This is a genomic window from Streptomyces sp. NPDC006385 (genome assembly GCF_040612485.1).
In the GTDB taxonomy this organism is placed as follows: domain Bacteria; phylum Actinomycetota; class Actinomycetes; order Streptomycetales; family Streptomycetaceae; genus Streptomyces.
Window position 1 is genome coordinate 245,620 of the sequence record NZ_JBEXQG010000002.1, and the last position, 25,198, is coordinate 270,817.

At 70.9% G+C, this 25,198-nt stretch carries 22 protein-coding genes and 2 pseudogenes; 7 read left to right on the forward strand and 17 right to left on the reverse strand.

The window, feature by feature from the left end:
* Position 1 precedes the first annotated feature (1 nt).
* A pseudogene (locus ABZ078_RS02535) lies at positions 2-197 on the forward strand (VOC family protein); the annotation flags it as partial.
* Between the two features lie 76 nt (positions 198-273).
* Here ABZ078_RS02535 and ABZ078_RS02540 read toward each other — a convergent pair.
* The 9 genes from ABZ078_RS02540 to tkt all read right to left on the reverse strand — a co-directional run bounded on the left by ABZ078_RS02540 (position 274) and on the right by tkt (position 11,447).
* Positions 274-939: a TetR/AcrR family transcriptional regulator gene (locus ABZ078_RS02540; protein ID WP_356570846.1), complete on the reverse strand. Its 666-nt coding sequence runs from the start codon at positions 937-939 to the stop codon at positions 274-276.
* Between the two features lie 145 nt (positions 940-1,084).
* Positions 1,085-2,530, reverse strand: a complete 1,446-nt coding sequence (locus ABZ078_RS02545; RefSeq protein WP_356570848.1) for a membrane-associated oxidoreductase — start codon at positions 2,528-2,530, stop codon at positions 1,085-1,087.
* 73 nt (positions 2,531-2,603) lie between these two features.
* Positions 2,604-3,191 (reverse strand): histidine phosphatase family protein, encoded by a 588-nt coding sequence (locus tag ABZ078_RS02550; protein WP_356570850.1) that lies wholly within the window; start codon positions 3,189-3,191, stop codon positions 2,604-2,606.
* Positions 3,192-3,197: 6 nt separating this feature from the next.
* A complete protein-coding gene (gnd, locus tag ABZ078_RS02555) occupies positions 3,198-4,076 on the reverse strand; it encodes a phosphogluconate dehydrogenase (NAD(+)-dependent, decarboxylating) (RefSeq protein ID WP_356570852.1) in 879 nt (292 codons plus the stop codon).
* A 1-nt stretch (position 4,077) separates the two neighbouring features.
* The gene (gene pgi, locus ABZ078_RS02560; protein ID WP_356570902.1) at positions 4,078-5,730 is read right to left on the reverse strand and encodes a glucose-6-phosphate isomerase; all 1,653 of its coding nucleotides are present in this window, start codon (positions 5,728-5,730) and stop codon (positions 4,078-4,080) included.
* A gap of 16 nt (positions 5,731-5,746) precedes the next feature.
* Positions 5,747-6,682, reverse strand: coding sequence for a glucose-6-phosphate dehydrogenase assembly protein OpcA (gene opcA, locus ABZ078_RS02565; RefSeq protein ID WP_356570854.1), 936 nt, complete (start codon positions 6,680-6,682; stop codon positions 5,747-5,749).
* Positions 6,679-8,208 carry a glucose-6-phosphate dehydrogenase gene (gene zwf / locus ABZ078_RS02570; protein WP_356570856.1) on the reverse strand — a complete coding sequence of 510 codons (1,530 nt, stop codon included), beginning with the start codon at positions 8,206-8,208 and terminating at the stop codon, positions 6,679-6,681. The genes opcA and zwf overlap by 4 nt, the downstream gene beginning before the upstream one ends.
* On the reverse strand, positions 8,205-9,353 hold the full coding sequence (gene tal / locus ABZ078_RS02575; protein ID WP_356570858.1) for a transaldolase: 1,149 nt from the start codon (positions 9,351-9,353) through the stop codon (positions 8,205-8,207). The genes zwf and tal overlap by 4 nt, the downstream gene beginning before the upstream one ends.
* 18 nt (positions 9,354-9,371) lie before the next feature.
* Entirely contained in the window at positions 9,372-11,447 is a 2,076-nt protein-coding gene (tkt, locus tag ABZ078_RS02580) for a transketolase (RefSeq protein WP_356570860.1), read from the reverse strand.
* Positions 11,448-11,623: 176 nt separating this feature from the next.
* On the opposite strand from tkt, the gene ABZ078_RS02585 reads away from it, so the two are divergent.
* The gene (locus tag ABZ078_RS02585) at positions 11,624-12,538 is read left to right on the forward strand and encodes an AraC family transcriptional regulator (protein ID WP_356570862.1); all 915 of its coding nucleotides are present in this window, start codon (positions 11,624-11,626) and stop codon (positions 12,536-12,538) included.
* Positions 12,539-12,594: 56 nt separating this feature from the next.
* Here the strand turns inward: ABZ078_RS02585 and ABZ078_RS02590 are convergent, their stop codons facing one another.
* Positions 12,595-13,992, reverse strand: coding sequence for a glycoside hydrolase family 16 protein (locus ABZ078_RS02590; protein ID WP_356570864.1), 1,398 nt, complete (start codon positions 13,990-13,992; stop codon positions 12,595-12,597).
* A gap of 210 nt (positions 13,993-14,202) precedes the next feature.
* Between ABZ078_RS02590 and ABZ078_RS02595 the strand changes: the two genes are divergently transcribed.
* The gene (locus ABZ078_RS02595) at positions 14,203-14,490 is read left to right on the forward strand and encodes a DUF1905 domain-containing protein (protein ID WP_356570866.1); all 288 of its coding nucleotides are present in this window, start codon (positions 14,203-14,205) and stop codon (positions 14,488-14,490) included.
* A gap of 217 nt (positions 14,491-14,707) precedes the next feature.
* Here ABZ078_RS02595 and ABZ078_RS02600 read toward each other — a convergent pair whose 3' ends face one another.
* The 3 genes from ABZ078_RS02600 to ABZ078_RS02610 all read right to left on the reverse strand — a co-directional run bounded on the left by ABZ078_RS02600 (position 14,708) and on the right by ABZ078_RS02610 (position 17,619).
* Positions 14,708-15,463 carry an IclR family transcriptional regulator gene (locus tag ABZ078_RS02600; protein ID WP_356570868.1) on the reverse strand — a complete coding sequence of 252 codons (756 nt, stop codon included), beginning with the start codon at positions 15,461-15,463 and terminating at the stop codon, positions 14,708-14,710.
* Positions 15,464-15,642: 179 nt separating this feature from the next.
* Complete coding sequence (locus ABZ078_RS02605) at positions 15,643-17,001, reverse strand: MFS transporter (RefSeq protein WP_356570870.1); 1,359 nt, start codon at positions 16,999-17,001, stop codon at positions 15,643-15,645.
* A 99-nt stretch (positions 17,002-17,100) separates the two neighbouring features.
* Positions 17,101-17,619 (reverse strand): MarR family transcriptional regulator, encoded by a 519-nt coding sequence (locus ABZ078_RS02610; protein WP_356570872.1) that lies wholly within the window; start codon positions 17,617-17,619, stop codon positions 17,101-17,103.
* Between the two features lie 121 nt (positions 17,620-17,740).
* Here ABZ078_RS02610 and ABZ078_RS02615 point away from each other — a divergent pair, with 121 nt between their 5' ends.
* The 4 genes from ABZ078_RS02615 to ABZ078_RS02630 are packed head-to-tail and all read left to right on the forward strand — an operon-like array spanning position 17,741 to position 21,522.
* The gene (locus ABZ078_RS02615; RefSeq protein ID WP_356570874.1) at positions 17,741-18,658 is read left to right on the forward strand and encodes an SDR family oxidoreductase; all 918 of its coding nucleotides are present in this window, start codon (positions 17,741-17,743) and stop codon (positions 18,656-18,658) included.
* Between the two features lie 11 nt (positions 18,659-18,669).
* Entirely contained in the window at positions 18,670-19,545 is an 876-nt protein-coding gene (locus ABZ078_RS02620; RefSeq protein WP_356570904.1) for an amidohydrolase family protein, read from the forward strand.
* A 10-nt stretch (positions 19,546-19,555) separates the two neighbouring features.
* Entirely contained in the window at positions 19,556-21,058 is a 1,503-nt protein-coding gene (locus ABZ078_RS02625) for a long-chain fatty acid--CoA ligase (RefSeq protein WP_356570876.1), read from the forward strand.
* An 8-nt stretch (positions 21,059-21,066) separates the two neighbouring features.
* Positions 21,067-21,522 (forward strand): MaoC family dehydratase, encoded by a 456-nt coding sequence (locus ABZ078_RS02630; protein ID WP_356570878.1) that lies wholly within the window; start codon positions 21,067-21,069, stop codon positions 21,520-21,522.
* Here the strand turns inward: ABZ078_RS02630 and ABZ078_RS02635 are convergent.
* The 4 genes and pseudogenes from ABZ078_RS02635 to ABZ078_RS02650 all read right to left on the reverse strand — a co-directional run.
* On the reverse strand, positions 21,513-22,343 hold the full coding sequence (locus ABZ078_RS02635; RefSeq protein ID WP_356570880.1) for a PaaX family transcriptional regulator C-terminal domain-containing protein: 831 nt from the start codon (positions 22,341-22,343) through the stop codon (positions 21,513-21,515). The two genes, ABZ078_RS02630 and ABZ078_RS02635, sit on opposite strands and share 10 nt — an antisense overlap.
* 24 nt (positions 22,344-22,367) lie before the next feature.
* Positions 22,368-23,216 carry a hypothetical protein gene (locus ABZ078_RS02640; RefSeq protein WP_356570882.1) on the reverse strand — a complete coding sequence of 283 codons (849 nt, stop codon included), beginning with the start codon at positions 23,214-23,216 and terminating at the stop codon, positions 22,368-22,370.
* A pseudogene (locus ABZ078_RS02645) lies at positions 23,216-23,614 on the reverse strand (histidinol-phosphatase); the annotation flags it as partial. The pseudogene ABZ078_RS02645 and the gene ABZ078_RS02640, both read right to left, overlap by 1 nt.
* A gap of 41 nt (positions 23,615-23,655) precedes the next feature.
* Positions 23,656-25,198: LamG-like jellyroll fold domain-containing protein (locus ABZ078_RS02650; protein WP_356570884.1), on the reverse strand; the 1,543-nt coding region annotated here is incomplete at its 5' end.

The following is a 25,198-nucleotide window of genomic DNA, read 5'->3' on the forward strand; positions in this document are numbered from 1 at the left end:
CATGCCGGTCGACGGCCGCAGCCACATCCGCATCGCCCGCCCGTCCCGGAACCTGACCGCGGCGGAACGCTTCTGGTGCGAAGGGCTGGCCGGACGCCGACTGGCACCTGGAGCTGGTCCACGAGCCCGCACACCCCGTCGAGCCCCGGCCCACCGAGGAGGACCTCCTCGTGATCTACGTGGACGGTCCCGTGCCACACCTGGGCGGCAGCCCGCCGTGGTCAGGCCGTCACCTTCTCCGGTGGGCGGCGGCAGGAGTCAGGTTCCACGGCCTCAGTCCGCCGCGCGCTCCGCGGTCAGGTAGGCGATCACCATGTCGCCGAGCATCGCGCGATAGTGCTCGCGCTGCGCCGGAGCCACCAGGTCCCGGCCGAACAGGGCGCCGAACGTGTGCCGGTTGGCGACCCGGAAGAAGCAGAAGGAGCTGATCACCGCGTGCAGGTCGACGGCGTCCACGTCGGCCGTGAACAGGCCCGAACGCCGCCCGGACTCCAGGATCCGGTGGATCACGTCCAGGGCGGGTGAGCCGATCCTGCCGAGCTTCGCGGAGGCGGCGATGTGCTCGGCCCCGTGGATGTTCTCGATGCTGACCAGGCGGATGAAGTCAGGGTGCTGCTCGTGATGGTCGAAGGTGAGCTCGGCCAGGCGGCGGATGGCCGCGACCGGGTCCAGATGCTCGACGTCGAGTTGCTGCTCGGCTTCCCGGATCGCGCCGTACGCCCGCTCCAGCACGGCCGTGAACAGCTGCTCCTTTCCGCCGAAGTAGTAGTAGATCATCCGCTTCGTGGTGCGGGTGCGGGCGGCGATGTCGTCGACGCGGGCCCCGTCGTAGCCGAGGCGGGCGAACTCCCGCGTCGCGACGTCGAGTATCTCGTCCTTGGTGCGCGCGGCGTCACGGATCCGCCCGTTGGCTCGTGCCGGCTCGTCGACGCTGGTCATCGGCTTCCTTCGGCGAGGAACGAGCGCGCCCCGACGGCCCACCCGCGTGCCCGCGATTGTAGAAGCCCGGCCGCCCGGGGTGGGTTGTGCGGACGGCGAGCTGCCGACGTACCGCGAGCCGGACATCCCGTACGACCGTGATGACCTACTGGCGATTGACGGTCCGGGTCACACCGGCGATGACCGTCGTGGCCAGGATCCAGCCGGTGAGGACGAGAACGTACGCCAGGGCCTGCTGCCCGCCCCTGGGGGCGAAGGCCGGCTCCTGCCCGAACGAGATCACCGGCAGCAGCAGGTCGAGGGTGTAGAAGACCGGGTTGAACTGCGGTGCCTCGTCCGCCTTCAGCGGCGGCGGCGCGTGCAGCGCGAAGGCGACCGAGCCGACGGCGAGCAGCGAGAGCAGCCAGCCGAGCGCGCGCAGCGGCCGGAACCCGTAGCCGACGGTGGCGTCCTGGACATGGCCCCACATGCGGCCGTACCAGGGCAGGGTCGTGCGGTGGCGGCGTTGCTTGGCGAGCTGGACGAGACGGGCGGCGTGGTCGTCGCCGGTGCGCAGGTAGGAAGTGGTCAACTGCTCGTAGCCGTGCGGGTCGTAGGTGTCGCCGTCCCGCAGCAGCATGGGCAGCCGGCGCTCCACCGGCTCGTGCGGGGTGAGGAAGGTGTAGGTGAGGTCGAGCAGGCGCACCTCGTCCGGCAGCATCTCGGGTTCCAGGTCGAGCTGTTCGATCTGCGAGCGGCGCAGATTGAGCCGGCCGACGATCGGGGAGCCGCCGCGCAGCCAGAGTTCGCCGATGACACAGCTGCTGGCCCGCAGGGCCGTGCCCCCGGGGTTCGACAGCGTCGTCCGCAGCAGGTCGACCCGCCCGGGCACACGGGCGCCACGCATGTCGATCCGGCCGTCCGCGCGCAGCCGTCGGCCGAGCACATTGGCGCCCACCTCAAGGGCCTCCGCGTCGATGACGTTGCCGCCGGGGTTGCGGAGGTCGGCGTCCTCCAGGTCGAGCGAGCCGGCCACGGTGGCGCCCTCCAGCCGGATCCGCCCCCGCGCGCGCAGACCCCGGGCGCACAGGTCGTCGTCGACGGACACCTGGTTGAGCTGGAGGGCGGGCCGCACGGAGTCGCCGGCGGCGACCTCGGCCTGGTCCAGGAACAGCACACCGGCGATCTGCGCGCCGTCGAGGCGTACCGGCCCGCTGAACCGGCAGCGTGTCAGCCGCACACTGCCGTCGATCCGGGCGCGCGTCACCGAGAGGCCGGGCAGCTCGGAGTCCCGCAGGCTGAGGTAGCGCAACTGGGCGCCGACGAAGTCCGGGGCGTCCTCGAAGCGGCAGTGCGTGAGGTGGAGGACGCTGTCGACGGTCGCGTACCTCAGGTCCAGCACACCGGTGACACGCGCCCCCCTCACCTTCAGGGCCGCTATCTCGCCGTCCTCACGCGGGCCATTGAGCAGTAACGCCCGCAACACCTGGGCGCGAAGGGTGCGTCCGGGGCCCTCCTCCTGCTCGGTTCCCTCACGGAAGTCCACCTCCGTGCCCGTGGCGAAGGCCCGCCACACCCGCAGTTCGGCCGGCGTCAGATCGTTGATCTCCATCAGCCGGGACTCTGACGCCGACCGCCTTACCTGTCAACTCACCGGCCCCGCCACGCGATCCGGCTCGCGGGAGTCACGGCCGCGTGTTCCACTCGGCGATCACAGGACGGCCGTGCTCCGCCGACAGACGGCTCACCGTGCCCGTCGCCAGCTGGAACAGCCGCCCGTCCGCGGGTGCCAGCCCCAGCCTGCGGGCCGTGACGACCCGCAGGAAGTGGCCGTGCGCCACGAGGATCACATCACCCTCGGCGAGCGCCGCCGCGACCCGGGACAGCACCCGGTCGGCGCGCGCGCCGACCTCGGCCGGCGACTCACCGGGGTGACCGTCCGGACCGGGCGGCACTCCATCGGTCCACAGATACCAGTCGGGACGGGTGCGGTGGATCTCGACGGTGGTGACGCCCTCGTAGCCGCCGTAGTCCCATTCGTGCAGATCGGGGTCGGGTACGGCCCCTGCCAGGCCCGCCAGTTCGGCGGTGCGGACCGCGCGGCGCAACGGGCTGGTGAGCGCCAGGGAGAAGGTACGGCCGGACAGGAGCGGGGCGAGGGACTTGGCCTGTTCCTCGCCGGCCCGGGTGAGGGGCAGATCGGTCCAGCTGGTGTGCTGTCCCGATCTGCTCCACTCCGTCTCACCGTGACGGACGAGAAGGAGATCCCCCACGACCGGCTACTTCTTCGACTCGACGGCGTGGCCGCCGAACTGGTTGCGCAGCGCCGCGATCATCTTCATCTGCGGGGAGTCGTCCTGGCGGGAGGCGAACCGCGCGAAGAGGGAGGCGGTGATCGCGGGCAGCGGCACCGCGTTGTCGATGGCCGCCTCGACGGTCCACCGGCCCTCACCGGAGTCCTCCGCGTACCCGCGCAGCTTCTGCAGGTGCTCGTCCTCGTCGAGGGCGTTCACCGCGAGGTCCAGCAGCCAGGAGCGGATGACCGTGCCCTCCTGCCAGGAACGGAACACCTCGCGCACGTCCGTGACCGAGTCGACCTTCTCCAGCAGCTCCCAGCCCTCGGCGTAGGCCTGCATCATCGCGTACTCGATGCCGTTGTGGACCATCTTCGCGAAGTGCCCCGCGCCCACCTTGCCCGCGTGGACATAGCCGTACGGCCCCTCCGGCTTGAGCGCGTCGAAGATCGGCTTCAGCCGGTCCACGTGCTCCTTGGCGCCGCCGACCATCAGCGCGTAGCCGTTCTCCAGCCCCCACACACCGCCCGAGACACCCGCGTCGACGAAGCCGATGCCCTTGGCACCCAGCTCCTCGGCGTGCTTCTCGTCGTCCGTCCAGCGGGAGTTGCCGCCGTCGACGACGGTGTCACCAGGGGAGAGCAGGTCGCCCAGCTCGTCGATGACGGACTGGGTCGGGCCGCCGGCCGGGACCATCACCCAGACCACGCGCGGGCCTTCGAGCCTGTCGACCAGTTCGGACAGGCTGCCGACGTCGGAGAGTTCGGGGTTGCGGTCGTAGCCGATGACGGTGTGGCCCGCGCGGCGGATCCGCTCGCGCATGTTGCCGCCCATCTTGCCGAGGCCGATGAGTCCCAACTGCATGTCAGTGCACTTCCTTCAGTTCACGGTAGGCGGCCACGAGGGCGGCGGTGGAGGGGTCGAGGCCGGGGACATCGGCACCCTCGGTGAGGGCGGGCTCGACTCGCTTGGCGAGCACCTTGCCCAGTTCGACGCCCCACTGGTCGAAGGAGTCGATGTTCCAGACGGCGCCCTGGACGAAGACCTTGTGTTCGTAGAGGGCGACGAGCTGGCCGAGCACCGACGGCGTCAGCTCGCGCGCGAGGATCGTGGTCGTCGGGTGGTCGCCGCGGAAGGTGCGGTGCGGCACCTGCTCCTCGGCCACGCCCTCGGCGCGCACCTCGTCCGCGGTCTTGCCGAAGGCGAGCGCCTGCCCCTGTGCGAACAGGTTGGCCATCAACAGGTCGTGCTGCGCCTTGAGTTCGTCGCTCAGTTCGTCGACGGGACGCGCGAACCCGATCAGGTCGGCGGGGATGACCCTGGTGCCCTGGTGGATCAACTGGTAGTAGGCGTGCTGCCCGTTGGTGCCGGGCGTGCCCCACACCACCGGTCCGGTCTGCCAGTCCACGGGGCGGCCGTCGCGCTGGACGGACTTGCCGTTGGACTCCATGTCGAGCTGCTGGAGATACGCCGTGAACTTCGACAGGTAGTGCGAGTACGGCAGCACCGCATGGGACTCGGCGCCGAAGAAGTTGCCGTACCAGATGCCCAGCAGGCCCAGGATCAGCGGGGCGTTGGACTCGGCGGGCGCGCTGCGGAAGTGCTCGTCGACGAGGCGGAAGCCGGCGAGCATCTCCCGGAAGCGGTCGGGGCCGATGGCGATCATCAGGGACAGGCCGATCGCCGAGTCGTACGAGTAGCGGCCGCCGACCCAGTCCCAGAACTCGAACATGTTGTCCGGGTCGATGCCGAAGTCCGTCACCTTCTCGGCGTTCGTCGACAGCGCGACGAAGTGCCGTGCGACGGCCTTCTCCTCGCCGCCGAGCCCGGCCAGCAGCCAGGAACGGGCCGAGGTGGCGTTGGTGATCGTCTCGATGGTGGTGAAGGTCTTGGACGCGACGACGAACAGCGTCTGAGCCGGGTCCAGGTCCCGCACCGCCTCGTGGAGGTCGGCGCCGTCGACGTTGGAGACGAACCGGAACGTCAACTCCCGTGCCGTGAAGGGGCGAAGCGCCTCGTACGCCATGGCCGGACCGAGGTCGGAGCCGCCGATGCCGATGTTGACGACGTTGCGGATACGGCGGCCGGTGTGGCCGGTCCACTCGCCGGAGCGGACGCGGTCGGCGAAGGCGCTCATCTTGTCGAGCACCGCGTGGACCTTGGGCACGACGTTCTCGCCGTCGACCTCGATCACCGCGTCGGCCGGGGCGCGCAGGGCGGTGTGGAGGACCGCCCGGTCCTCGGTGACGTTGATCCGCTCGCCCCGGAACATGGCGTCGCGCAGCCCGAACACGTCGGTGGCGGTGGCCAGTTCCTGGAGCAGGGCGAGGGTCTCGTCGTTGATCAGGTGCTTGGAGTAGTCGATGCGCAGGTCACCGACGCGCACGACGTACCGCTCGGCGCGGGCGGGGTCGGCGGCGAACAGCTCACGCAGCCGGGGGCGCTGGAGCGCGCCCGCGCGATGGTCCTCCAGGGCCACCCACTCGGGACGCCGGGTGAGCTCGGGGGAGCGGGGCAGGGAGCCGGACAGGGGGTCAGACATGGTCAGGGGTCTCCTCGGGGGCCTCGCCGCGCAGGGCGATGGCGTACATCTCGTCCGCGTCGAGGCGCCGCAGCTCCTCGGCGATGAGTTCGGAGGTGGTGCGGACCTTCAGCGCGAGGGTGCGCGACGGCTGGCCCGGCAGGTGCAGCGTGGCCAGCGGGCCCTCGGGACGGTCGATGACGATCTCGCCGTTCTCGGTGCCGAGCCGCACGCCCGTGACGACCGGTCCGGCGGTGACGACCCGCTCGGCGCTGACGTGGAGGCGGGCCTCCAGCCAGCGCGCCAGCAGCTCGGCGGCCGGGTTGTCGGCCTCGGCCTCCACGGCCGCCGAGACGATCGGCACCCGCGCCTGGTCCAGGGCAGCGGCGAGCATGGAGCGCCAGGGGGTGAGCCGGGTCCAGGCCAGGTCGGTGTCGCCGGGCGCGTACGAGCGGGCCCGGGCCTCCAGGTCCGCCAACGGGCTCTCGGTGGTGTACAGGTCGGTGATCCGGCGCTGCGCCAACGCGCCCAGCGGGTCCTTGGACGGGTTCTCCGGCGCGTCGACCGGCCACCACACGACGACCGGGGCGTCCGGCAGCAGGAGCGGCAGCACCACCGAGTCGGCGTGGTCGGACACCTCGCCGTACATGCGCAGGATGACCGTCTCGCCGGTGCCGGCGTCGGCCCCCACCCGGACCTCGGCGTCGAGATGGGAGCGGGTGCGGTCACGCGGCGTGCGGGCGTGCCGCTTGATCACGACCAGGGTGCGCGAGGGATGCTCGTGGGAGGCCTCCTCGGCCGCCTTGATCGAGTCGTAGGCGTTCTCCTCGTCCGTGACGATGACCATCGTCAGGACCATGCCCACGGCCGGCGTGCCGATCGCTCGGCGGCCCTGCACCAGCGCCTTGTTGATCTTGCTTGCCGTGGTGTCGGTCAGGTCGATCTTCATGGCCTGCGCCAGCTCCGTCCGTCTCGTGCGAGCATCTCGTCCGCTTCCTCGGGTCCCCAGCTCCCGGACGCGTACCGCGCCGGCGTGCCGTGCGTGTCCCAGTACTCCTCGATCGGGTCGAGGATCCTCCAGGACTCTTCCACCTCCTGGTGGCGGGGGAACAGGTTGGCGTCCCCGAGAAGGACATCCAGGATGAGCCGCTCGTACGCCTCCGGGCTGGACTCCGTGAACGACTCGCCGTAGGCGAAGTCCATCGTCACGTCCCGGATCTCCATCGAGGTTCCGGGCACCTTGGAGCCGAACCGCACCGTCACGCCCTCGTCCGGCTGGACGCGGATCACGATCGCGTTCTGGCCGAGCTCCTCGGTGGCGGTGGAGTCGAAGGGGGAGTGCGGTGCCCGCTGGAAGACGACCGCGATCTCCGTCACGCGCCGCCCGAGCCGCTTGCCGGTGCGCAGGTAGAACGGCACGCCCGCCCAGCGCCTGTTGTCGACGTTCAGCCGGACGGCGGCGTAGGTGTCGGTCTTCGACCGCGGGTCGATGCCCTCCTCCTGGAGGTATCCGACGACCTGCTCGCCGCCCTGCCAGCTCGCCGCGTACTGCCCGCGCACGGTGTGCCTGCCCAGGTCCTCCGGCAGCTTCACGGCCCTGAGCACCTTCAGCTTCTCGGTGAGCAGGGACGCGGCGTCGAAGGCGGCCGGCTCCTCCATCGCGGTGAGCGCCATGAGCTGGAGCAGGTGGTTCTGGATGACGTCGCGGGCCGAGCCGATGCCGTCGTAGTAGCCCGCCCGGCCGCCGATGCCGATGTCCTCAGCCATCGTGATCTGTACGTGGTCGACGTACGACCGGTTCCAGATCGGCTCGAACATCTGGTTGGCGAACCGCAGCGCCAGGATGTTCTGGACGGTCTCCTTGCCGAGGTAGTGGTCGATGCGGAAGACCTGCTCGGGGTCGAACACGTCGTGCACGATCGCGTTCAGCTCACGGGCGCTCGCGAGGTCGTGGCCGAAGGGCTTCTCGATGACCGCGCGCCGCCAGGAGCCCTCGGGCGCGTCCGCGAGGCCGTGCTTCTTCAACTGCTGGACGACCTTCGGGAAGAACTTCGGCGGTACGGAGAGGTAGAAGGCGTAGTTGCCGCTCGTCCCGCGCGCCTTGTCCAGCTCCTCGACCGTCCGGCGCAACTGCTCGAACGCCTGGTCGTCGTCGAAGTCACCCGGGATGAACCGCATGCCCTCGGCGAGCTGCTGCCAGACCTCCTCACGGAACTCGGTTCGGGCGTGCTCGCGCACCGAGTCGTGCACGACCTGCGCGAAGTCCTGGTCCTCCCAGTCCCGGCGGGCGAACCCGACGAGGGAGAAGCCCGGCGGCAGCATCCCGCGGTTGGCGAGGTCGTACACGGCCGGCATCAGCTTCTTGCGGGACAGGTCACCGGTGACGCCGAAGATGACGAGCCCGGACGGGCCGGCGATACGGGGCAGTCGGCGATCGCGCGGGTCACGCAGGGGGTTGTCCCAGTCGGAGGTCATGCTGCGTCAGCTCCCTTGCCGCTGAGCGACTTCTTGACGGCGTTCAACAGGTCCTGCCACGCCACCTCGAACTTGGCGACGCCCTCGTCCTCCAGGCGGGTGACGACCTCGTCGTAGGAGATACCCAGCGCCTGCACGGCGGCAAGGTCGGCGCGCGCCTGCGCATAGCCGCCGGTCACCGTGTCGCCGGTGATCTCGCCGTGGTCGGCGGTGGCGTTCAGGGTGGCCTCGGGCATCGTGTTGACGGTGCCCGGCGCCACCAGCTCGTCCACGTACAGGGTGGACTTGTACGCCGGGTCCTTCACGCCGGTGGAGGCCCACAGCGGGCGCTGCTTGTTGGCCTTGGCACCGGCGAGGGCGGTCCAGCGGTCGCCCTCGAACACCTCCTCGTAGGCCGCGTAGGCGAGGCGGGCGTTGGCGAGGGCCGCCTTGCCCTTGAGCGCGAGGGCCTCGTCCGTGCCGATCGCCGTCAGCCGCTTGTCGATCTCGGAGTCGACGCGGGAGACGAAGAAGGAGGCCACGGAGTGGATGGCCGACAGGTCCAGGCCCTTGGCGGCGGCCTTCTCCAGACCGCCCAGGTAGGCGTCCATCACCTCGCGGTAGCGCTCCAGGGAGAAGATCAGCGTGACGTTGACGCTGATGCCCTGGGCGATGACCTCGGTGATGGCCGGGAGACCGGCCTCGGTCGCCGGGATCTTGATCATCACGTTGGGGCGGTCGACCAGCCAGGCGAGCTGCCTGGCCTCGGCGATGGTGGCCGCCGTGTGGTGGGCCAGCCGCGGGTCGACCTCGATGGAGACCCGGCCGTCGCGGCCGTCGGTGGCGTCGTACACCGGGCGCAGGATGTCGGCGGCGGCACGGACGTCGGCGGTCGTCATCATGCGCACGGCCTCGTCGACCGTGACGCCCCGCACCGCCAGGTCGGCGAGCTGCTCCTCGTAGCCCTCGCCGGAGCCGATGGCGGCCTGGAAGATGGACGGGTTGGTGGTGACGCCCACGACGTTCTTGTTCTCGACCAGTTCGGCGAGGTTGCCGGACTCGATCCGCCCCCGCGACAGGTCGTCCAGCCAGATCGAGACGCCCTCGTCGGAAAGACGCTTCAGAGTTCCCGCGGTGGCGGTCGCTTCGGTGGTCACAGTGATCATCTTCTTTCTGCGGCTGGATCAACCACGCGCGGCAGCGAGGGATTCCCGCGCTGCGGCGGCTACGTTCTCGGGGGTGAAGCCGTACTCGGCGAACAGGGTCCTGGCGTCGGCGGAGGCGCCGAAGTGCTCGAGGGAGACGATGCGTCCGGCGTCGCCCACGAACCGGTACCAGGTCAGGCCGATTCCGGCCTCGACGGCGACCCGCGCCTTCACGGCCGTCGGCAGGACGCTCTCGCGGTACTCGCGCGGCTGCTCCTCGAACCACTCCACGGACGGCATCGACACCACCCGGGTGCCGATGCCCTCGGCCTCCAGCCGCTCCCGTGCGGCGACGGCGAGCTGCACTTCGGAGCCGGTGGCGATGAGGACGACGTCCGGGGTCCCGGTGGAGGACTCCTGAAGGACGTAACCGCCCTTCGCCGCATCCGCGTTCACCGGGAGCGTCGGGACGCCCTGCCGGGTGAGCGCGAGCCCGTGCGGGGCCGGGTCGGTGGTGTGCCGCCTGAGGATCTCGGCCCAGGCGGCAGCGGTCTCGTTGGCGTCGGCGGGACGGACGATGTTCAGCCCCGGGATGGCACGCAGCGACGCGAGGTGCTCGACCGGCTGGTGGGTGGGGCCGTCCTCGCCGAGGCCGATGGAGTCGTGCGTCCACACGTAGGTCACCGGCAGGTGCATCAGCGCGGACATGCGCACCGCGTTGCGCATGTAGTCGGAGAAGACCAGGAAAGTCCCGCCGTAGACACGGGTGTTGCCGTGCAGCGCGATGCCGTTCATCTCCGCCGCCATCGAGAACTCGCGGATGCCGAAGTGGATCGTGCGGCCGTAAGGGTCGGCCTCGGGCAGCGGGTTGCCCTGGGGCAGGAACGAACTCGTCTTGTCGATGGTGGTGTTGTTGGAGCCGGCCAGGTCGGCGGAGCCGCCCCACAGTTCGGGGACGACCGCGCCCAGCGCCTGGAGCACCTTGCCGGAGGCCGCGCGCGTGGCGACCGACTTGCCCTCCTCGAAGACCGGAAGCGCGTCCTCCCAGCCGTCGGGCAGCTGACCGGCGACGATCCGGTCGAACAGCCGGGCGCGCTCCGGGTTCGCGCCGCGCCACTTGTCGAGCCGCTTGTCCCAGGCGGCGTGCGCCTCGGCGCCCCGGTCCAGGGCTCGGCGGGTGTGGGCGAGGACCTCGCCCGTGACCTCGAAGGACTGCTCGGGGTCGAAGCCGAGGACGCGCTTGGTGGCGGAGATCTCGTCCTCGCCGAGGGCCGAGCCGTGGGACGCCTCGGTGTTCTGGGCGTTGGGCGCGGGCCAGGCGATGATCGTGCGCATCGCGATGATCGAGGGGCGCTCGGTCTCGGCCTGCGCCGCCTTGAGCGCCGCGTACAGCGCGGCCACGTCGACGTCGCCGTTCCCGGCCGGCTCGATGCGCTGCACGTGCCAGCCGTACGCCTCGTACCGACCCAGCACGTCCTCGGAGAACGCGGTCGCGGTGTCGCCCTCGATGGAGATGTGGTTGTCGTCGTAGAGGAAGACGAGGTTGCCGAGCTTCTGGTGGCCGGCGAGGGAGGACGCCTCGGCGGAGACGCCCTCCTGAAGGTCGCCGTCGGAGACGATCGCCCAGATGGTGTGGTCGAACGGGGACTCGCCCTCGGGCGCCTCCGGATCGAACAGGCCGCGCTCGTAACGGGCGGCCATCGCCATGCCGACGGCGTTGGCGACACCCTGGCCCAGCGGGCCGGTGGTGGTCTCGACACCGGCGGTGTGCCCGTACTCGGGGTGACCCGGCGTCTTCGAACCCTGGGTCCGGAACGCCTTGAGGTCGTCGAGCTCCAGCTCGTACCCGGCGAGAAACAGCTGGGTGTACAGCGTCAGCGAGGTGTGACCGGGCGACAGGACGAAGCGGTCACGGCCGGTCCACTCCGGGTCCGCCGGGTCGTGCCGCATCACCTTCTGAAAGATCGTGTACGCCGCCGGAGCCAGGCTCATGGCGGTGCCCGGGTGGCCGTTGCCCACCCGCTGTACGGCATCGGCCGCCAGGAGGCGGGCCGTGTCGACGGCACGCCGGTCGAGTTCGGTCCATTCCAAGCTGTCCGGTGTCCGCGTGCTCATCTTCAAAAGTCCCCGATCGAAGCGAAGTAGCTGGTCCAACGCGTTCAAAACTAAAAGTCTGACTTTTACGAGGGAAGGTCGGTGTGTGTCAGGCTGTGGTGAAAGTGGGACACCGCGGCGAACGCGGCGCACGGCTGAGCGCGAGGCGCGCACGACTGAGACGGCACGAGACAGACATGGTGGACACAACGGTCCAAGGCGACCGTGACGGCGGCGACCCGGGCGGCGACGCGATCAGAACGTTTCCCTTCCCCGTCGATCTGAGCGTCCTCGGCGTCGGCATGCAGGTCGGCCCGATGGGCGCCGGCCGCACCTGGCACGCCGCCGACGCACCGCTGGAGCGCGTCCACCGCATCGACTTCCACGTCGTGATGCTGTTCAGCGAGGGCCCCGTCCACCACATGATCGACTTCGCCGAGTACGAGGCCCGGGCCGGCGACCTGCTGTGGATCCGCCCCGGCCAGGTCCACCGCTTCGCCCGCGCCGACGACTACCGGGGCACCGTCCTGACCATGCAACCGGGCTTCCTGCCCCGCGCCACGGTCGAGGCCACCGGCCTCTACCGCTACGACCTGCCGCCCCTGCTCCGCCCCGACGAACCCCAGCTCACCGCCCTGCGCTCGGCCCTCGCCCAGCTCCAGCGCGAGTACGAGGACACGACGACCCTCCCGCTGACCCTGCACACCGCGGTCCTGCGCCACTCGCTCACGGCGTTCCTGCTGCGCCTCGCCCACCTCGCCACGAGCTCGGCCGAGGCCGCGCGCCGGCAGTCCGACACCACCTTCACCCTGTTCCGGGACGCGGTGGAACAGGGCTTCGCCACCAACCACAGCGTCAGCGCCTACGCCGACCAGCTCGGCTACTCCCGCCGCACCCTCGTTCGCGCGGTCCGCGCCGCCACCGGCCAGACCCCGAAGGCCTTCATCGACCGACGGGTGACCTTGGAGGCCAAGCGCCTCCTCGCCCACACCGACCTGCCGATCGGCCGCGTGGGCGCCGCGGTCGGCTTCCCCGACGCGGCGAACTTCTCCAAGTTCTTCCACCAGCACACCGACATGACGCCGGCGGCGTTCCGGGCGGAACTGCGCTGAGCACGCCGATGTCCCGCGAGGTCGAAGAACCCTCGCGGGACATCACGACTCATCTGTCAGCGGCCGAAGTTGAACCAGTTCACGTTCACGAAGTCCGACGGCTGACCGCTGGTGAAGGTGAGATAGACGTCATGCGTGCCGGTCACCCGGCTGATGTTCGCCGGGATCGTCCGCCACGACTGCCACCCGCCGGTGCTGCCCACCGCGAAACTGCCGACCGGCGCGTTGCCACGGCTGTCCAGGCGCACCTCGACCAGACCGCTGACGCCGCTCGCCGCACCGCTCGCCACCCGGGCGACGAACTGGGTGGCCGCCGTGGAGCCGAAGTCGACACCCTTGTACAGCGCCCAGTCGCCGTTGGCGAGCGAGCCGATGTTCCGTCCACCGCCCGAGTCGGAGGTGGTCTCGGTGCTCACGCCGCCCTGACCGTCGTACGTCTCGGCCTGGATGGCGCTGTAGGCGTCACGGGTGCCCGTCGGCGGGGGAGTGGTACCGCTCCCACCGGCCGACAGCACCTGGACGTAGTCGACGACCATGGCGTGCCCCGGCTGCGTTCCGCTGTCCGGGCCGCCGCCGAAGGCGTCCGGGAAGCCGCCGCCCATGGCCACGTTGAGGATGATGAAGAAACCGTGGTCCGTCGCGTTCTTCCACGTCGTCGCGTCGACCTGGTCGGCCCGCACGGTGTGGAAGTGGGCGCCGTCGAGGTAGAAGCGGATCTCCTCGGTGCTCGTCGAGCGGTCCCACTCCATCCGGTAGGTGTGGAAGCCCGCCTGGCAGGTCGTGCCGGAGCAGGTGGTGCTGCCGCCGATGCCGCTGGTCTCGTTGCAGGGGCCGCCCGGTGAGGTGCCGCAGTGCATCGTGGCGAACACCGTGTTCATGCCCTGCGTGTTCTCCATGATGTCCAGCTCGCCGACGGCGGGCCAGTTCCAGTAGTCGCCCCGGTAGGGCGCGCCCAGCATCCAGAACGCCGGCCAGTAGCCCTTGGCGGCGGCCCCGGTCACGTTCGGCACCTGGATACGGGCCTCCACCCGGAGTTTGCCGCCAGCCGGGGGCTGGAAGTCGGTGCGGTTGGTCTCGATGCGGCCGGACGTCCAGTTGCCGGCGGCGTCCCGGCGCGGGGTGATGCGGAGGTTGCCGTTGCCGTCGAGCGCGACGTTGTCGGTGCTGCTCGTCATCGTCTCGATCTCGCCGGTGCCCCAGTTGGCGGGACCGCCGGGATAGCCCTTGCCGGTCGCGTACTGCCAGTGGGAGGTGTTCACGCCGGTGCCCGCGGCGCCGTTGAAGTCGTCCAGGAAGACCTGCGTCCAGCCCGACGGGGGCGTGGGCGCGGACGCGTTCGCGGACGGCACGGCGACGACGGCGGCGGCCGCCGCCAGGCCGAGCGTGCCGAGCACGGCGACGAGCGCGCGCCTGACGGGGCGTCGGCGGCGGTGTATGCCGGAGGGTTCGCTCATGGGGGGTGCTGCCTCTCGGTGTACGGAGTGGGGAGTTGAGGGCGCGGGTGCCTTTGAGAGCGCTCTCAAAGTGTCGCCAATGTGCTCCCCGCCGTACGGGTCGTCAAGAGGTGAAGCAGAGAAAACCCTTGCGCCGCAGGCAGGTTCACCCTATGAATGCGTGAATGTGCCGGAGCGCGTCGCCCGGGAGAGAGAAGAGGCCCTGACCGTATGGAACACACCTTCACCGGCCGGGTGATCGAATGGCGCGGTCCGGCGCCGTACTACTTCGTCGCCGTCCCGGACGAGGAGTGCGCCGACATCCGTGACGTCGCCGCGATGGCCACGTACGGCTGGGGCGTGGTCCCGGTCGAGGCCCGGATCGGCGAAGTCGCCTTCGAGACGTCCCTCTTCCCCAGGGACGGCGGCTATCTGCTGCCGCTCAAGCAGGCCGTGCGCAGGGCGCGGGGAATCTCGGTGGGTGACGAGGTGCCGGTGGAGATGACGGTCCGCCTCTGACTCCGGCTGGGAACGGCGGTCGGCACGCGGACGTCGGTGTGATCTTGCGGCACACCTCCGGCGGACGCGGCTCGACTCCGCCCGGCTCGGATCCGACCAGTCACCGGGGCACGTCAGCGGGGCCGCAACCCGGCTGCGGGCCGTCACGGGAAGGTCGGGCCGGGGCCATACCGATGCCACCGACGGCACGCGTGTCCGCCGCCTGCCGGCGAAACGCCTACGCCTCCTTCCCCGGCCGCCACCCCAACCCCCGAGAGATCCCGCGCGCCGCCAGCCGCACCGCGGGCACCAGCACCGGCACCTGCGCGTCGGCCTGCGGCACGACGACCGACACGGCGGCGGTCACCGACCCGCCCGGTCCTCGCACCGGAGCGGCCACCGACAGCGCGTCGTCGGTGACCTGACGGCTGCTCACCGCCACCCCCGTGCGGCGCACGTCGGCCAGCACGCGGCGCAGCCGGGCCGGTTCCGTGACGGTGTACGGCGTGAAGGAGGCGAGCGGCCCGGCGCAGTACTCCTCCTGGAACTCCGGGTCGCTGTGCGCGAGCAGCGCGAGTCCGACCCCGGTGGCGTGCAGCGGCCAGCGCGCCCCGACCCGGATGTGCACGCCGACCGCCGACCGCCCCGACAGCCACTCGATGTAGACCACCTCGGGACCGTCCTGGACCGCCAACTGCACGTTCTCGTGCGTCGCCTCGTACAGGTCCTCCAGGTACGGCAGCGCGACCTGCCGCAGCGCCAGCCCACGCGGGGCCAGTGCCGCGACCTCCCACAGCCGCAGCCCCACGTGGTAGAGACCGGACGCGTCCCGCTCCAGGGCGCCCCACTCGGTGAGGGCGGCCACGAGCCGGTGCGCGGTGGTCAGGGTCAGCCCGGCCCGCCGGCTGATGTCCGTCAGGCTCAGCGCCGGGTGTTCGAGGTCGAAGGCCGCGAGCACGGACAGCAGCCGGTCGGGCGCGGAGCGGGTGGTCATGGCCGGGCGTCTCCCGAGGGCGTGCGGACGTCCGCCGGATGGGCGAGGTCGTAGGGGCGGGGGCGGCCCGCCGGTAGGCGCTCGCGGCCGGCACGGGGTTCCGCGGTGCGCGGTCCAGGGCCGCCAGGCCGGTGCGCAAGGACAGTCCCGCCTCCTCCTCGGCGTGGGGATGCGCGGCCTCACCGGAGCGTCTCTTGCGGTGTGGGGGTGGTGGTGTGGGGAGCCAGAGCGTCGAGCGAGTCGGTGTGCGTCTCGCGCAGTCGCCACACCGTGAGCGCGGTGATCGCCGCTCCCCCGCACAGCAGCAGCGAGACGGGCGTACTGCTGCCGCCGGACGAGGCGAGGAGGCTCCCGGCGATGAGTGGCGAGAACCCGGCGCCGAGCAGGGTCGCCGCCTGGTAGCCCAGGGAGGCGCCGGTGTAGCGGACGCGGGTGCCGAACATCTCGGTGAGCAGCGCGCCGAGCGGGCCGTACATCGTGGACTGGGCGACGCCGTGACCCAGCGCGAGGGCGAGGATCAGCAGGCCGGGGGAGCCGGAGTCCACCAGCGCGAGCACCGGGAAGGCGAGCGCGGCCGAGGCGACGGCGCCGGCCAGGACGACCGGGCGGCGGCCGACCCGGTCGGACAGCGCGGAGGCGGTGGGCAGCACCAGCAGGGCCACGCAGGAGGCGACGGTCACCGCGGTGAGCACCTGCGGACGGGTGTACCCGTGCTGGACCGCGTACGAGATCATGAATCCGGTCAGCAGCGACTGGGCCGTGAACGCGCCGATGCCGACACAGGCCGCGAGCAGCACCGGCTTCGGGCGTCGCAGCACCTCCACCACGGGCGGCCTGGCGGGCTTCGGCTCCCGCTCGGCCTGCGCGAACAGCGGGCTCTCGGCGACCTTCAGGCGCACGAACAGGCCGACGCCCAGCAGCACGATGCTCAGCAGGAACGGCACCCGCCAACCCCAGGCGCGGAACTCGTCGTCGGGCAGGGCGGAGACCAGGGTGACCACGCCGGCCGACATCACCGAGCCGAGCGGGGCGCCGAGTTGGGTGAAGCTCGACCACAGGCCGCGCCGCGTGCCCTGGGTGCGTTCGGCGTGCTCGACGACCATCAGGGTCGCGCCGCCCCACTCGCCGCCGATCGCGAGGCCCTGCACCACGCGCAGGGTCACGAGCAGGACCGGTGCCCATACGCCGATCGCGTCGTAGGTGGGCAGGACGCCGATGAGGAAGCTGCCGCAGCCCATCAGGACCATCGTCAGCAGCATCATCGACTTGCGGCCGATCCGGTCGCCGAAGTGGCCGAAGACGATGCCGCCGAGGGGGCGGGCCACGTAGCCCGCGGCGAAGGTGCCGAAGGCCGCGACGGTGCCGACCGCGGGGTCGGCGCGGGGGAAGAACAGGTCGCCGAAGACGAGCGCGGCGACGGTGCCGTAGACGAGGAAGTCGTAGAACTCGACTGCCGTGCCGAGCAGACCCGACAGGGCGACGCGGCGCAACTGCCGGGAATCGGGAGGCGGTTGAGCGGTGGAGGGGGATGGCTGCACGGTGAGCTCCCTGGGGACGGGTCTCGGTTGCTCCGTGAAGCTAGGCATGTGATGTGCGGCCGTCAATTACCTGCACAGCATCAGGTGAGTCCAGTCGAGTCAGTTGAGTCCGTCTTCCGCGATCCGCAGCAGCAGTGCGTGCAGCGCCTCCCGTTCCGCGGCGTCCAGCGGGCCCAGCAGCTCATTGGTCACTCGAAGACCCGCCTCGTCGGTGTCGCGCAGGAAGGAGCGGCCGTCCTCGGTGAGGACGACGATCCGGCTGCGACGGTCGTCGGGGGCGGGGCGGCGCTCGGCGAAGCCCAGCTTCTCCAGGTCGTCGACCAGGCCGACGATCGCGCTGGGGTCGTAACCGAGCCGGGCGCTCAGCTCACGCTGCAACGCCCCTTCGGTCGTGGCGAGGAAGCGCAGCACCGCGTAGTGGCGCAGGCGCAGCCCCGACTCCTGGAGGAAGGCGTTGAAAAGCTGCCCGGAGCGCAGGCCCAGCCGGTACAGCAGATAGCCCGTGTCCGCGTGGAGCCCGCGCATCCACGGCTCGTTCGCGTCGATGGGCTCGGGGGTGACGTGCTGGCGTGTGATGGCGGGCTCCCTGCGCTCGGTGGGTCCTGGAGATTCCAGCATGGCGCACCCGCAGGTCATCAACAACTATTGACGTCACCAATTATTGCTCTTAGCTTCGATCTCGAAGCAGCGCCCGGCACCAGGTGCTCTCAGCCACACCCCACGTGAAGGGACCCCGCCCGTGCCCAGCATCGATCTCACCGGCAAGGCCGCCGTCGTCACCGGCGGCGGCCGGGGCCTCGGCCTCGCCTACGCGCACGCCCTGGCCGCCCACGGCGCCTCCGTGGTCGTCAACGACGTCGACGAGGCCGTGGCCCAGCAGGCCGTGAAGTCCATCACCGAGGCCGGCGGCACGGCCGTCGCCGAGGTCGTCCCGGTCGGCACGAGCGAGGCCGCGGACCGGCTGGTGACCCGCGCGGTCGAGGCGTTCGGGCGCCTGGACGTCCTGGTGACCAACGCGGGCATCCTGCGCGACAAGGTCCTGTGGAAGATGACCGACGACGACTTCGACGCGGTGCTCACCACCCACCTCAAGGGCACCTTCACCTGCGCCCGCGCCGCCGTCGTCCGTATGCGCGAGCAGGGCGAGGGCGGCACCCTGATCCTGGTCGGCTCCCCGGCCGGCCAGCGCGGCAACTTCGGGCAGACGAACTACGCCGCCGCCAAGGCCGGCATCGCCGCCATGGCCCGCACCTGGTCCATGGAACTGGGCCGCGCGGGCATCACCGTCAACGCGATCGTGCCGGTCGCCGCGACCGCGATGACGGAGACCATCCCCGCCTTCGCCCCGTACATCGAGGCCATGAAGAACGGCGAGCCGCTGCCGGACTTCCTGCGCAAGGGCGAGGGCTTCGGCACCCCCGAGGACTGCGCGGCCCTCGTCCCCTTCCTCGCCTCCGAGGCGGCCCGGTCGGTGACCGGTCAGTGCATCGGCATCGGCGGCGACAAGGTGGCACTCTGGTCGCATCCGCAGGAGATCGCGGCGGCCTTCGCCGACGGCGGCTGGACCCCCGACACCCTGGCCGACGTCTGGCCCACCTCCGTCGGCGCGGAACTCCAGTCGGTCGGCATCCCGGCGCCCAGGTTCCCGGAGGCGTGATGGACCCCGTGATGGACCCGCAGTCACTGGTCGCGATCGACGTCCACACCCACGCGGAGGTCTCCTCCCAGGGCCACTCCTCCCTGGACGACGACCTGCACGACGCCTCCTCCGCCTACTTCAAGGTCGAGGGCAAGCGGAAGCCGACCATCGAGGAGACCGCCGCCTACTACCGCGAGCGGAACATGGCCGCCGTGATCTTCACGGTCGACGCCGAGTCGGCCACCGGCACGCCGCCGGTCCCGAACGAGGAGGTCGCCGAGGCCGCCGCCGCCAACGCCGATGTCCTCATCCCCTTCGCCTCCATCGACCCCTTCCGGGGAAGGGCGGGCGTGCGGCAGGCCAGGCGCCTGGTCGAGGAGTACGGGGTGAAGGGCTTCAAGTTCCACCCCAGCATCCAGGGCTTCTTCCCCAACGACCGCTCGGTGGCGTACGACCTCTACGAGGTCATCGAGGAGACCGGCGCGATCGCCCTCTTCCACACGGGCCAGACGGGCATCGGCGCCGGCGTGCCCGGCGGGGGAGGGATCAGGCTGAAGTACTCCAACCCCCTCCACGTCGACGACGTCGCGGCCGACTTCCCGCACCTGAAGATCATCCTGGCGCACCCGTCCTTCCCCTGGCAGGACGAGGCCCTCGCCGTCGCCACGCACAAGCCGGGCGTGCACATCGACCTGTCCGGCTGGTCGCCGAAGTACTTTCCGCCGCAGCTCGTGCAGTACGCCAACACGCTGCTGAAGGACAAGGTCCTCTTCGGCTCCGACTTCCCCGTCCTCACCCCCGACCGCTGGCTCGCCGACTTCGAGAAGCTGCCGGTCAAGGACGAGGTCCGGCCGAAGATCCTCAAGGAGAACGCCGCCCGCCTGCTCGGGCTGACGCAACCGTAAGGGGCGTGACATGCGCAACGAGGGACTGGGGTCGTGGCCCGCACGCCGGGCACGCAAGACCCCGCACCGCACCGCCCTGATCCACGGCGACACCGCCTACACGTACGCGCACCTGCACGACCGCACGACCCGGCTCGCCCACGCCCTGCGCGACCGGGGCGTCCGCCGCGGCGACCGCATCGCCCACCTCGGCCCGAACCATCCCTCCTACCTGGAGACCCTGTTCGCGGCCGGCACCCTCGGCGCGGTCTTCGTCCCCCTCAACACCCGCCTGGCCGGCCCCGAGATCGCCTACCAGCTCACCGACTCCGGAGCCAAGGCCCTCGTCTACGGCCCCTCGCACGCCGGGCTCGTCGCCGGACTGCCGGGCAGCACGGACGTCCGTGCCTACGTCGAAGTGGGCGCCGAGTACGAGGAGGCGCTCGCCTCGGCCGCCGACGAGCCCGTGGACGAACCGGTCGCCCCGGACGACACCTGTGTCATCATGTACACCTCGGGGACGACCGGCCGTCCCAAGGGCGCGATGCTCACCCACGGCAACATCACCTGGAACGCGCTCAACGTCCTCGTCGACACCGACCTGATCGCCGACGAACGCGCCCTGGTCTCGGCCCCGTTGTTCCACACGGCCGGCCTGAACATGCTGACCCTCCCGGTGCTCCTCAAGGGCGGCACCTGCGTCCTGGTCGAGGCCTTCGACCCCGAGGCCACCTTCGACCTGATCGAACGTCACCGGATCACCTTCATGTTCGGCGTGCCGACCATGTTCGACCAGGTGGCCAGGCACCCCCGCTGGTCCGAGGCGGACCTGTCCTCCCTGCGCATCCTGACCTGCGGCGGCTCCCCGGTGCCGACACCGCTCATCGCCGCGTACCAGGACCGCGGTCTGACCTTCCTCCAGGGCTACGGCATGACGGAGGCCGCGCCCGGCACCCTGTTCCTGGACGCCGAGCACGCGGTGAGCAAGGCCGGCTCGGCGGGCGTACCGCACTTCTTCAGTGACGTACGGGTCGTAGGGCCGGACATGGCGCCGGTCGACGTCGGCGAGACCGGCGAGGTCGTGGTGCGCGGCCCGCATGTCATGCCCGGCTACTGGGGGCTGCCCGAGGAGACGGCCGCCTCCCTCGCGGACGGCTGGTTCCGCAGCGGGGACGCGGCCCGCGTCGACGAGGACGGCTACGTCTACATCGTCGACCGCATCAAGGACATGATCATCTCCGGGGGCGAGAACATCTACCCCGCCGAGATCGAGGACCTGCTCCTCGCCCACCCCGACATCGTCGAATGCGCGGTCATCGGCGTGCCGGACGACAAGTGGGGCGAGGTGGCGAGGGCGGTCGTCGTCCCTCGCGAGGGCACCGCGCCCGACCCCGACGAGATCCTCGCGTCCCTCGCCGGCCGCCTCGCCAAGTACAAGATCCCGAAGTCGGTGGTCCTCGCGGCCGAACTCCCGCGCACCGCCTCCGGAAAACTCCTCAAGTCCCGTGTCCGTACCCGGTACGGCAACAGTTAAGGAACCGCATGAGCATCACCGTGAACGGCCTCGACGAACTGAAGAAGCTGGCGGGCAGCGACCTCGGCACCAGCGAGTGGATCGAGATCACCCAGGAGCGCGTCGACACCTTCGCCGACGCCACCGGCGACCACCAGTGGATCCACGTGGACCCGGAGAAGGCGGCCGAGGGCCCCTTCGGCGCCCCCATCGCCCACGGCTACCTCACCCTCTCCCTCTTCATCCCCCTGTTCACCGAGCTGCTGGACGTCCAGGGCGTCACCACGAAGGTCAACTACGGCTTGGACAAGGTGCGTTTCCCCGCGCCGGTCAAGGTCGGCTCGCGCATACGGCTGGTCGGCAGGCTCGCGGAGGTCGAGGAGGTGCCCGGCGGCGTGCAGATCACCGTCGACGGCACCATCGAGATCGAGGGCGGCGCCAAGCCCGCGGCGGTGCTGCGGAGCCTGTCCCGCTTCTACGCCTGACCGTCCCGGACGGGCACGACGTCGAGCAGACGCTCCGCGGCCTCCCGCGCGAGCGGCGTGAACCGCTCGTGCACCGCCCGGAACGTCTTCTCGGCCGCCTCGGCCGGCCAGTCGTCCGGAAGATGCGCGACCGGCAGCCGCGGGTCCTGGCGGATGACACGCAGCCACTCCGCCTGCAGCCTCAGCCGCAGCGCGAGGGCGTCGTCGGCGTCCGGCAGTTCCGTCTCCCACGGCTGCCAGCGCCGCGTGAACCCCTCGTAACGCGCGGCCAGTTCGGGCAGCCCCCAGGTCTCCCCGATCATCGCCCCGATGTCCGTCCCGGCGTCGGCGTGCGCGCGGAACACCTTCACATGGGCGGACAAACCCAGTTCGGCGACCAGCGACGACACGTCGACCTCGCCGGGCGCGATCCACAGCCCGCTGAACAGCGGGCCGAAGCCGTTCCAGGTCAGCTTGGAGCGCAGGTCGTGGCGCTGGCGCTGCCAGGACTCGGGCAGGGAGAAGCCGAGCAGGGTCCAGGTGCCGTCCCAGTGGCGGTTGACGGCGCCGGTCCGCCAGACGCGGTGCTCGCCGTCGCGCAGCACGGCCGCCGAACGCCCGGTCAGACCGAAGTACATCCGGCGGCCCTCGCGCTGGCGGCGCAGCAGACCCCGGTTCACCATGCGGCTCAGCGTCGAGCGGGTCGCCTGCTCGCCGACGCCCGCGCGCGCGAAGACGTCGACGACGCTGCCCGAGTACACGCACACGTCCCGCCCGAGCACCTGGTCGCCCAGGAACGTCAGCATGAGGGACTGGGGCCGCAGCGACTCCTCACCGGTCACGCGGCCCACCGTACCTCCCGTCGATCAGCCCGTGACCTGCTGGTACGAGTAGACGGCCGTCGTCACCGCGCACACCCCGGGCGGGATCATCTGCGCGCGCAGCAGGCCGCTGCTCGCGTCGTAGTCGACGCCCTCCGTCTCGAAGGTGCCCGTGCACACGCTGCGCTGCGGCAGCGCGAGCAGGCTTTTCACCGAGCCGGGGATCGGCCCGCCGTCCAGCCTGCGCTCCAGGTCGACCTGGAGCAGCGGGCGGATCTCCGGGAAGAGGCTCCCCGAGGCGTCGTTCGAGGCGCACACCAGGCGGGTGTCCGTCACGAAGTCGCAGCCCTGGATGTCGCGCACCGGCTTGTCCAGGGTGATCTGCCACGCCTCCTTCAGGTCCCCGCCCGTCGGCGGCGTGGCCGGGTTGAGCAGGGGAGCGGGGAAGACCTGGAGCCTGCGCTGCTCCCCCCACTCGCCCGACACCAGCCACTGCCCGTCGGGCGAGACGGTGGCGAAGGAGTTGTTCAGCTTCTCGCCCGGGTTGAGCCGATGGACGTACTCGTAGCGCTTCCCGGCGGGTGTCGTCACCGCGAACATCTTGGAGGTGGCCGTGTCCGGGCCCTGGTAGGCGTCGAAGGTGTGGCCGCGGGCGATGTCGGGGTCGCCGACGTGGTTCCAGCCCTTGATCCGCAGGTCCAGCGGGATCGAGGCGAGCCCGCGGTACAGCAATGAGCCGTCCGCGCGGCTCGCCAGGCCCTGCCCGCCGCCCAGCGTGTCCGTGTACGCCCTGCCGGTCTCCGCCCAGTGCGGGTCACCGGCGGCGGACGCGGTGCCCGCGCCGAGCGCGAAGGCACTCAACAAACAACCCAGGGTGAGGAGATGACGTCTCATCAGGCTCCTGCCACGTCGACGAATATGGGGTTCGAATAGAACCACGTATCCGCCCACGGGTCACCGTTTCCGGGCTCGTGCGGGATGGACCCGTGCGGGTCGACCGACGCGCCGAGGCAGCCCGCGCCGTGGCGGTTGCCGTCGCTGCCGCGCAGTCGGACGTAGAAGGACTCGTCCCCGGCAGTGAGCGGGATGCGCAGGGTGTACGTCCCCGTGCGGCCGCTGACGTCCAACGCGCGCACGACCTTGGTGTCCGGCGCCTTCCAGGTGTCCCGGTCGGCCACCGGGCCGCGCACCGCGCCCCGGATGACGTCGACGTGCGCCAACTCCGGCAGGATTCCCTGGGGTTGGGACGGGAGGCGGTGAGGGCGGCGCGGGAGACGGACGGGTCCGCCCAGGAGGGCAGTCGCTGCTCGGTCATGGTGGTCCTGGAAGGGCGTCAGCGGTTCATGAAGGACGTGACGGGCAGCGCCCGCGCGACGATCCGGACGTCGCCGAGGCGGCCGTGGAGGATCTGGTCGATCCTGCCGCCGTACTCGTAGCCGCCGAGCAGCCAGGGCAGGCCGACGGAGGTGATGCCGACCGCCGGCGCCTTGGGGTTGCGGACGACGGGGCAGCCCTCGACGTACATCGTCGTGTGCTTGCCGTCGTTGACCACCGCCAGGTGCCACCAGGTCTCCAGCGGTGTCTCCTGGCCCCAGTTGGTGGCGATGCCCTGCTGGTTGAGCGGGCGCATCGCCCACTGCGGCTCCCGGTCGTTCGACAGGGAGAGGGTGGCGAGCGGTTCGTCCGGGTCGTCGGCGGTCTTGCCGGCGGCGCCGCCCGTGCCGGTGCGGCTGACCAGGCCCGACCAGGCGTTGTGGGAGGGGTCCCAGTCGGCGGGGAGGCGGTAGAACGCCTCGATGGTGTAACCGTTCGCGAAGGTCGCCGAGTTGAGCGGAGCACCGTCGACCGTGCGCAGGTACGCGCCCTTCAGCGGAGACTTCAAGCCCTGGAACTCCAGGCTGCCGTGGCCGGGCTGGTCGGGGTGATGGTCGTCCGACCAGCGAAGTCTGCCGCCGCCCACCGTGACGAGCGTGAGGTCGTTGCCGCGTCCGGACAGGTCCCGGACGGTGTCATCCACCGGCTCCTCGAAGCGCCAGTAGGCCACCGTGCCCGGGATCAGCATGCGCGAGGCGGGCCGCGCCGGGCGGGCGGGCACCGGATCGAAACCGGAGAAGCGGTCCGCGAAGTCGATCTCGACGCTGAACCGGTCGGCGTCACCGCTGAGTTCGATCTCCTGCCGCTCCAGCTCGTTCAGCCCCTTGCCGGCCCGGCCCAGGATCCACGGGGAGACCGTCTCCACGTCGATGACGTTCCGGTCGAGGTCGAACCGGTAGAGGCGGATCATCGCCGCCCCGCCGAAGTAACGGTTCTGGTAGTTCGTCAGATGCAGGTGTACGTCGTTCCCCGCCGCGTTCTTGCGGGTCGCCCGAGCGGCGGGCCAGTAGTGCCCGTTGAGGGTGAGGAAGATCTGGTCGTGGTCCTCGATCAGCCGGTCCCACAGCTGCTGCCCGTACGCCGACAGGGAGTCGTCCTCGACGACCAGCTCGTGGGTGGTGAGGATGACCGGCGTCTTCGGGTGCCGGGCGAGGACGTCCTCGGCCCAGGCGTATCCCGTCGCCGACAGCCGCCAGTCCAGCGCGAGCACCATCCACTCGCGTCCGGCGGCCCTGAAGAGATGGAAGGTGTTGTAGCCGTCCTCAGACGCACCCCCGAACGTCTTCCTGCCCCGGAACCTCTCGGGCCCGAAGGCGTCCAGATACGGCGTCGCACCACGCTGGTCGTTCGTCGACGACTTCACGTCGTGGTTCCCGGCGAGGATGCTGTAGCCCACGCCCCGCCGGTCCAGGACCCGGAACGCCTCGCTGATCGCGGCGACTTCGGGCCGGGTGCCGTTCTGGGTGAGGTCGCCGAGGTGGGACAGGAAGACGATGTTCTCC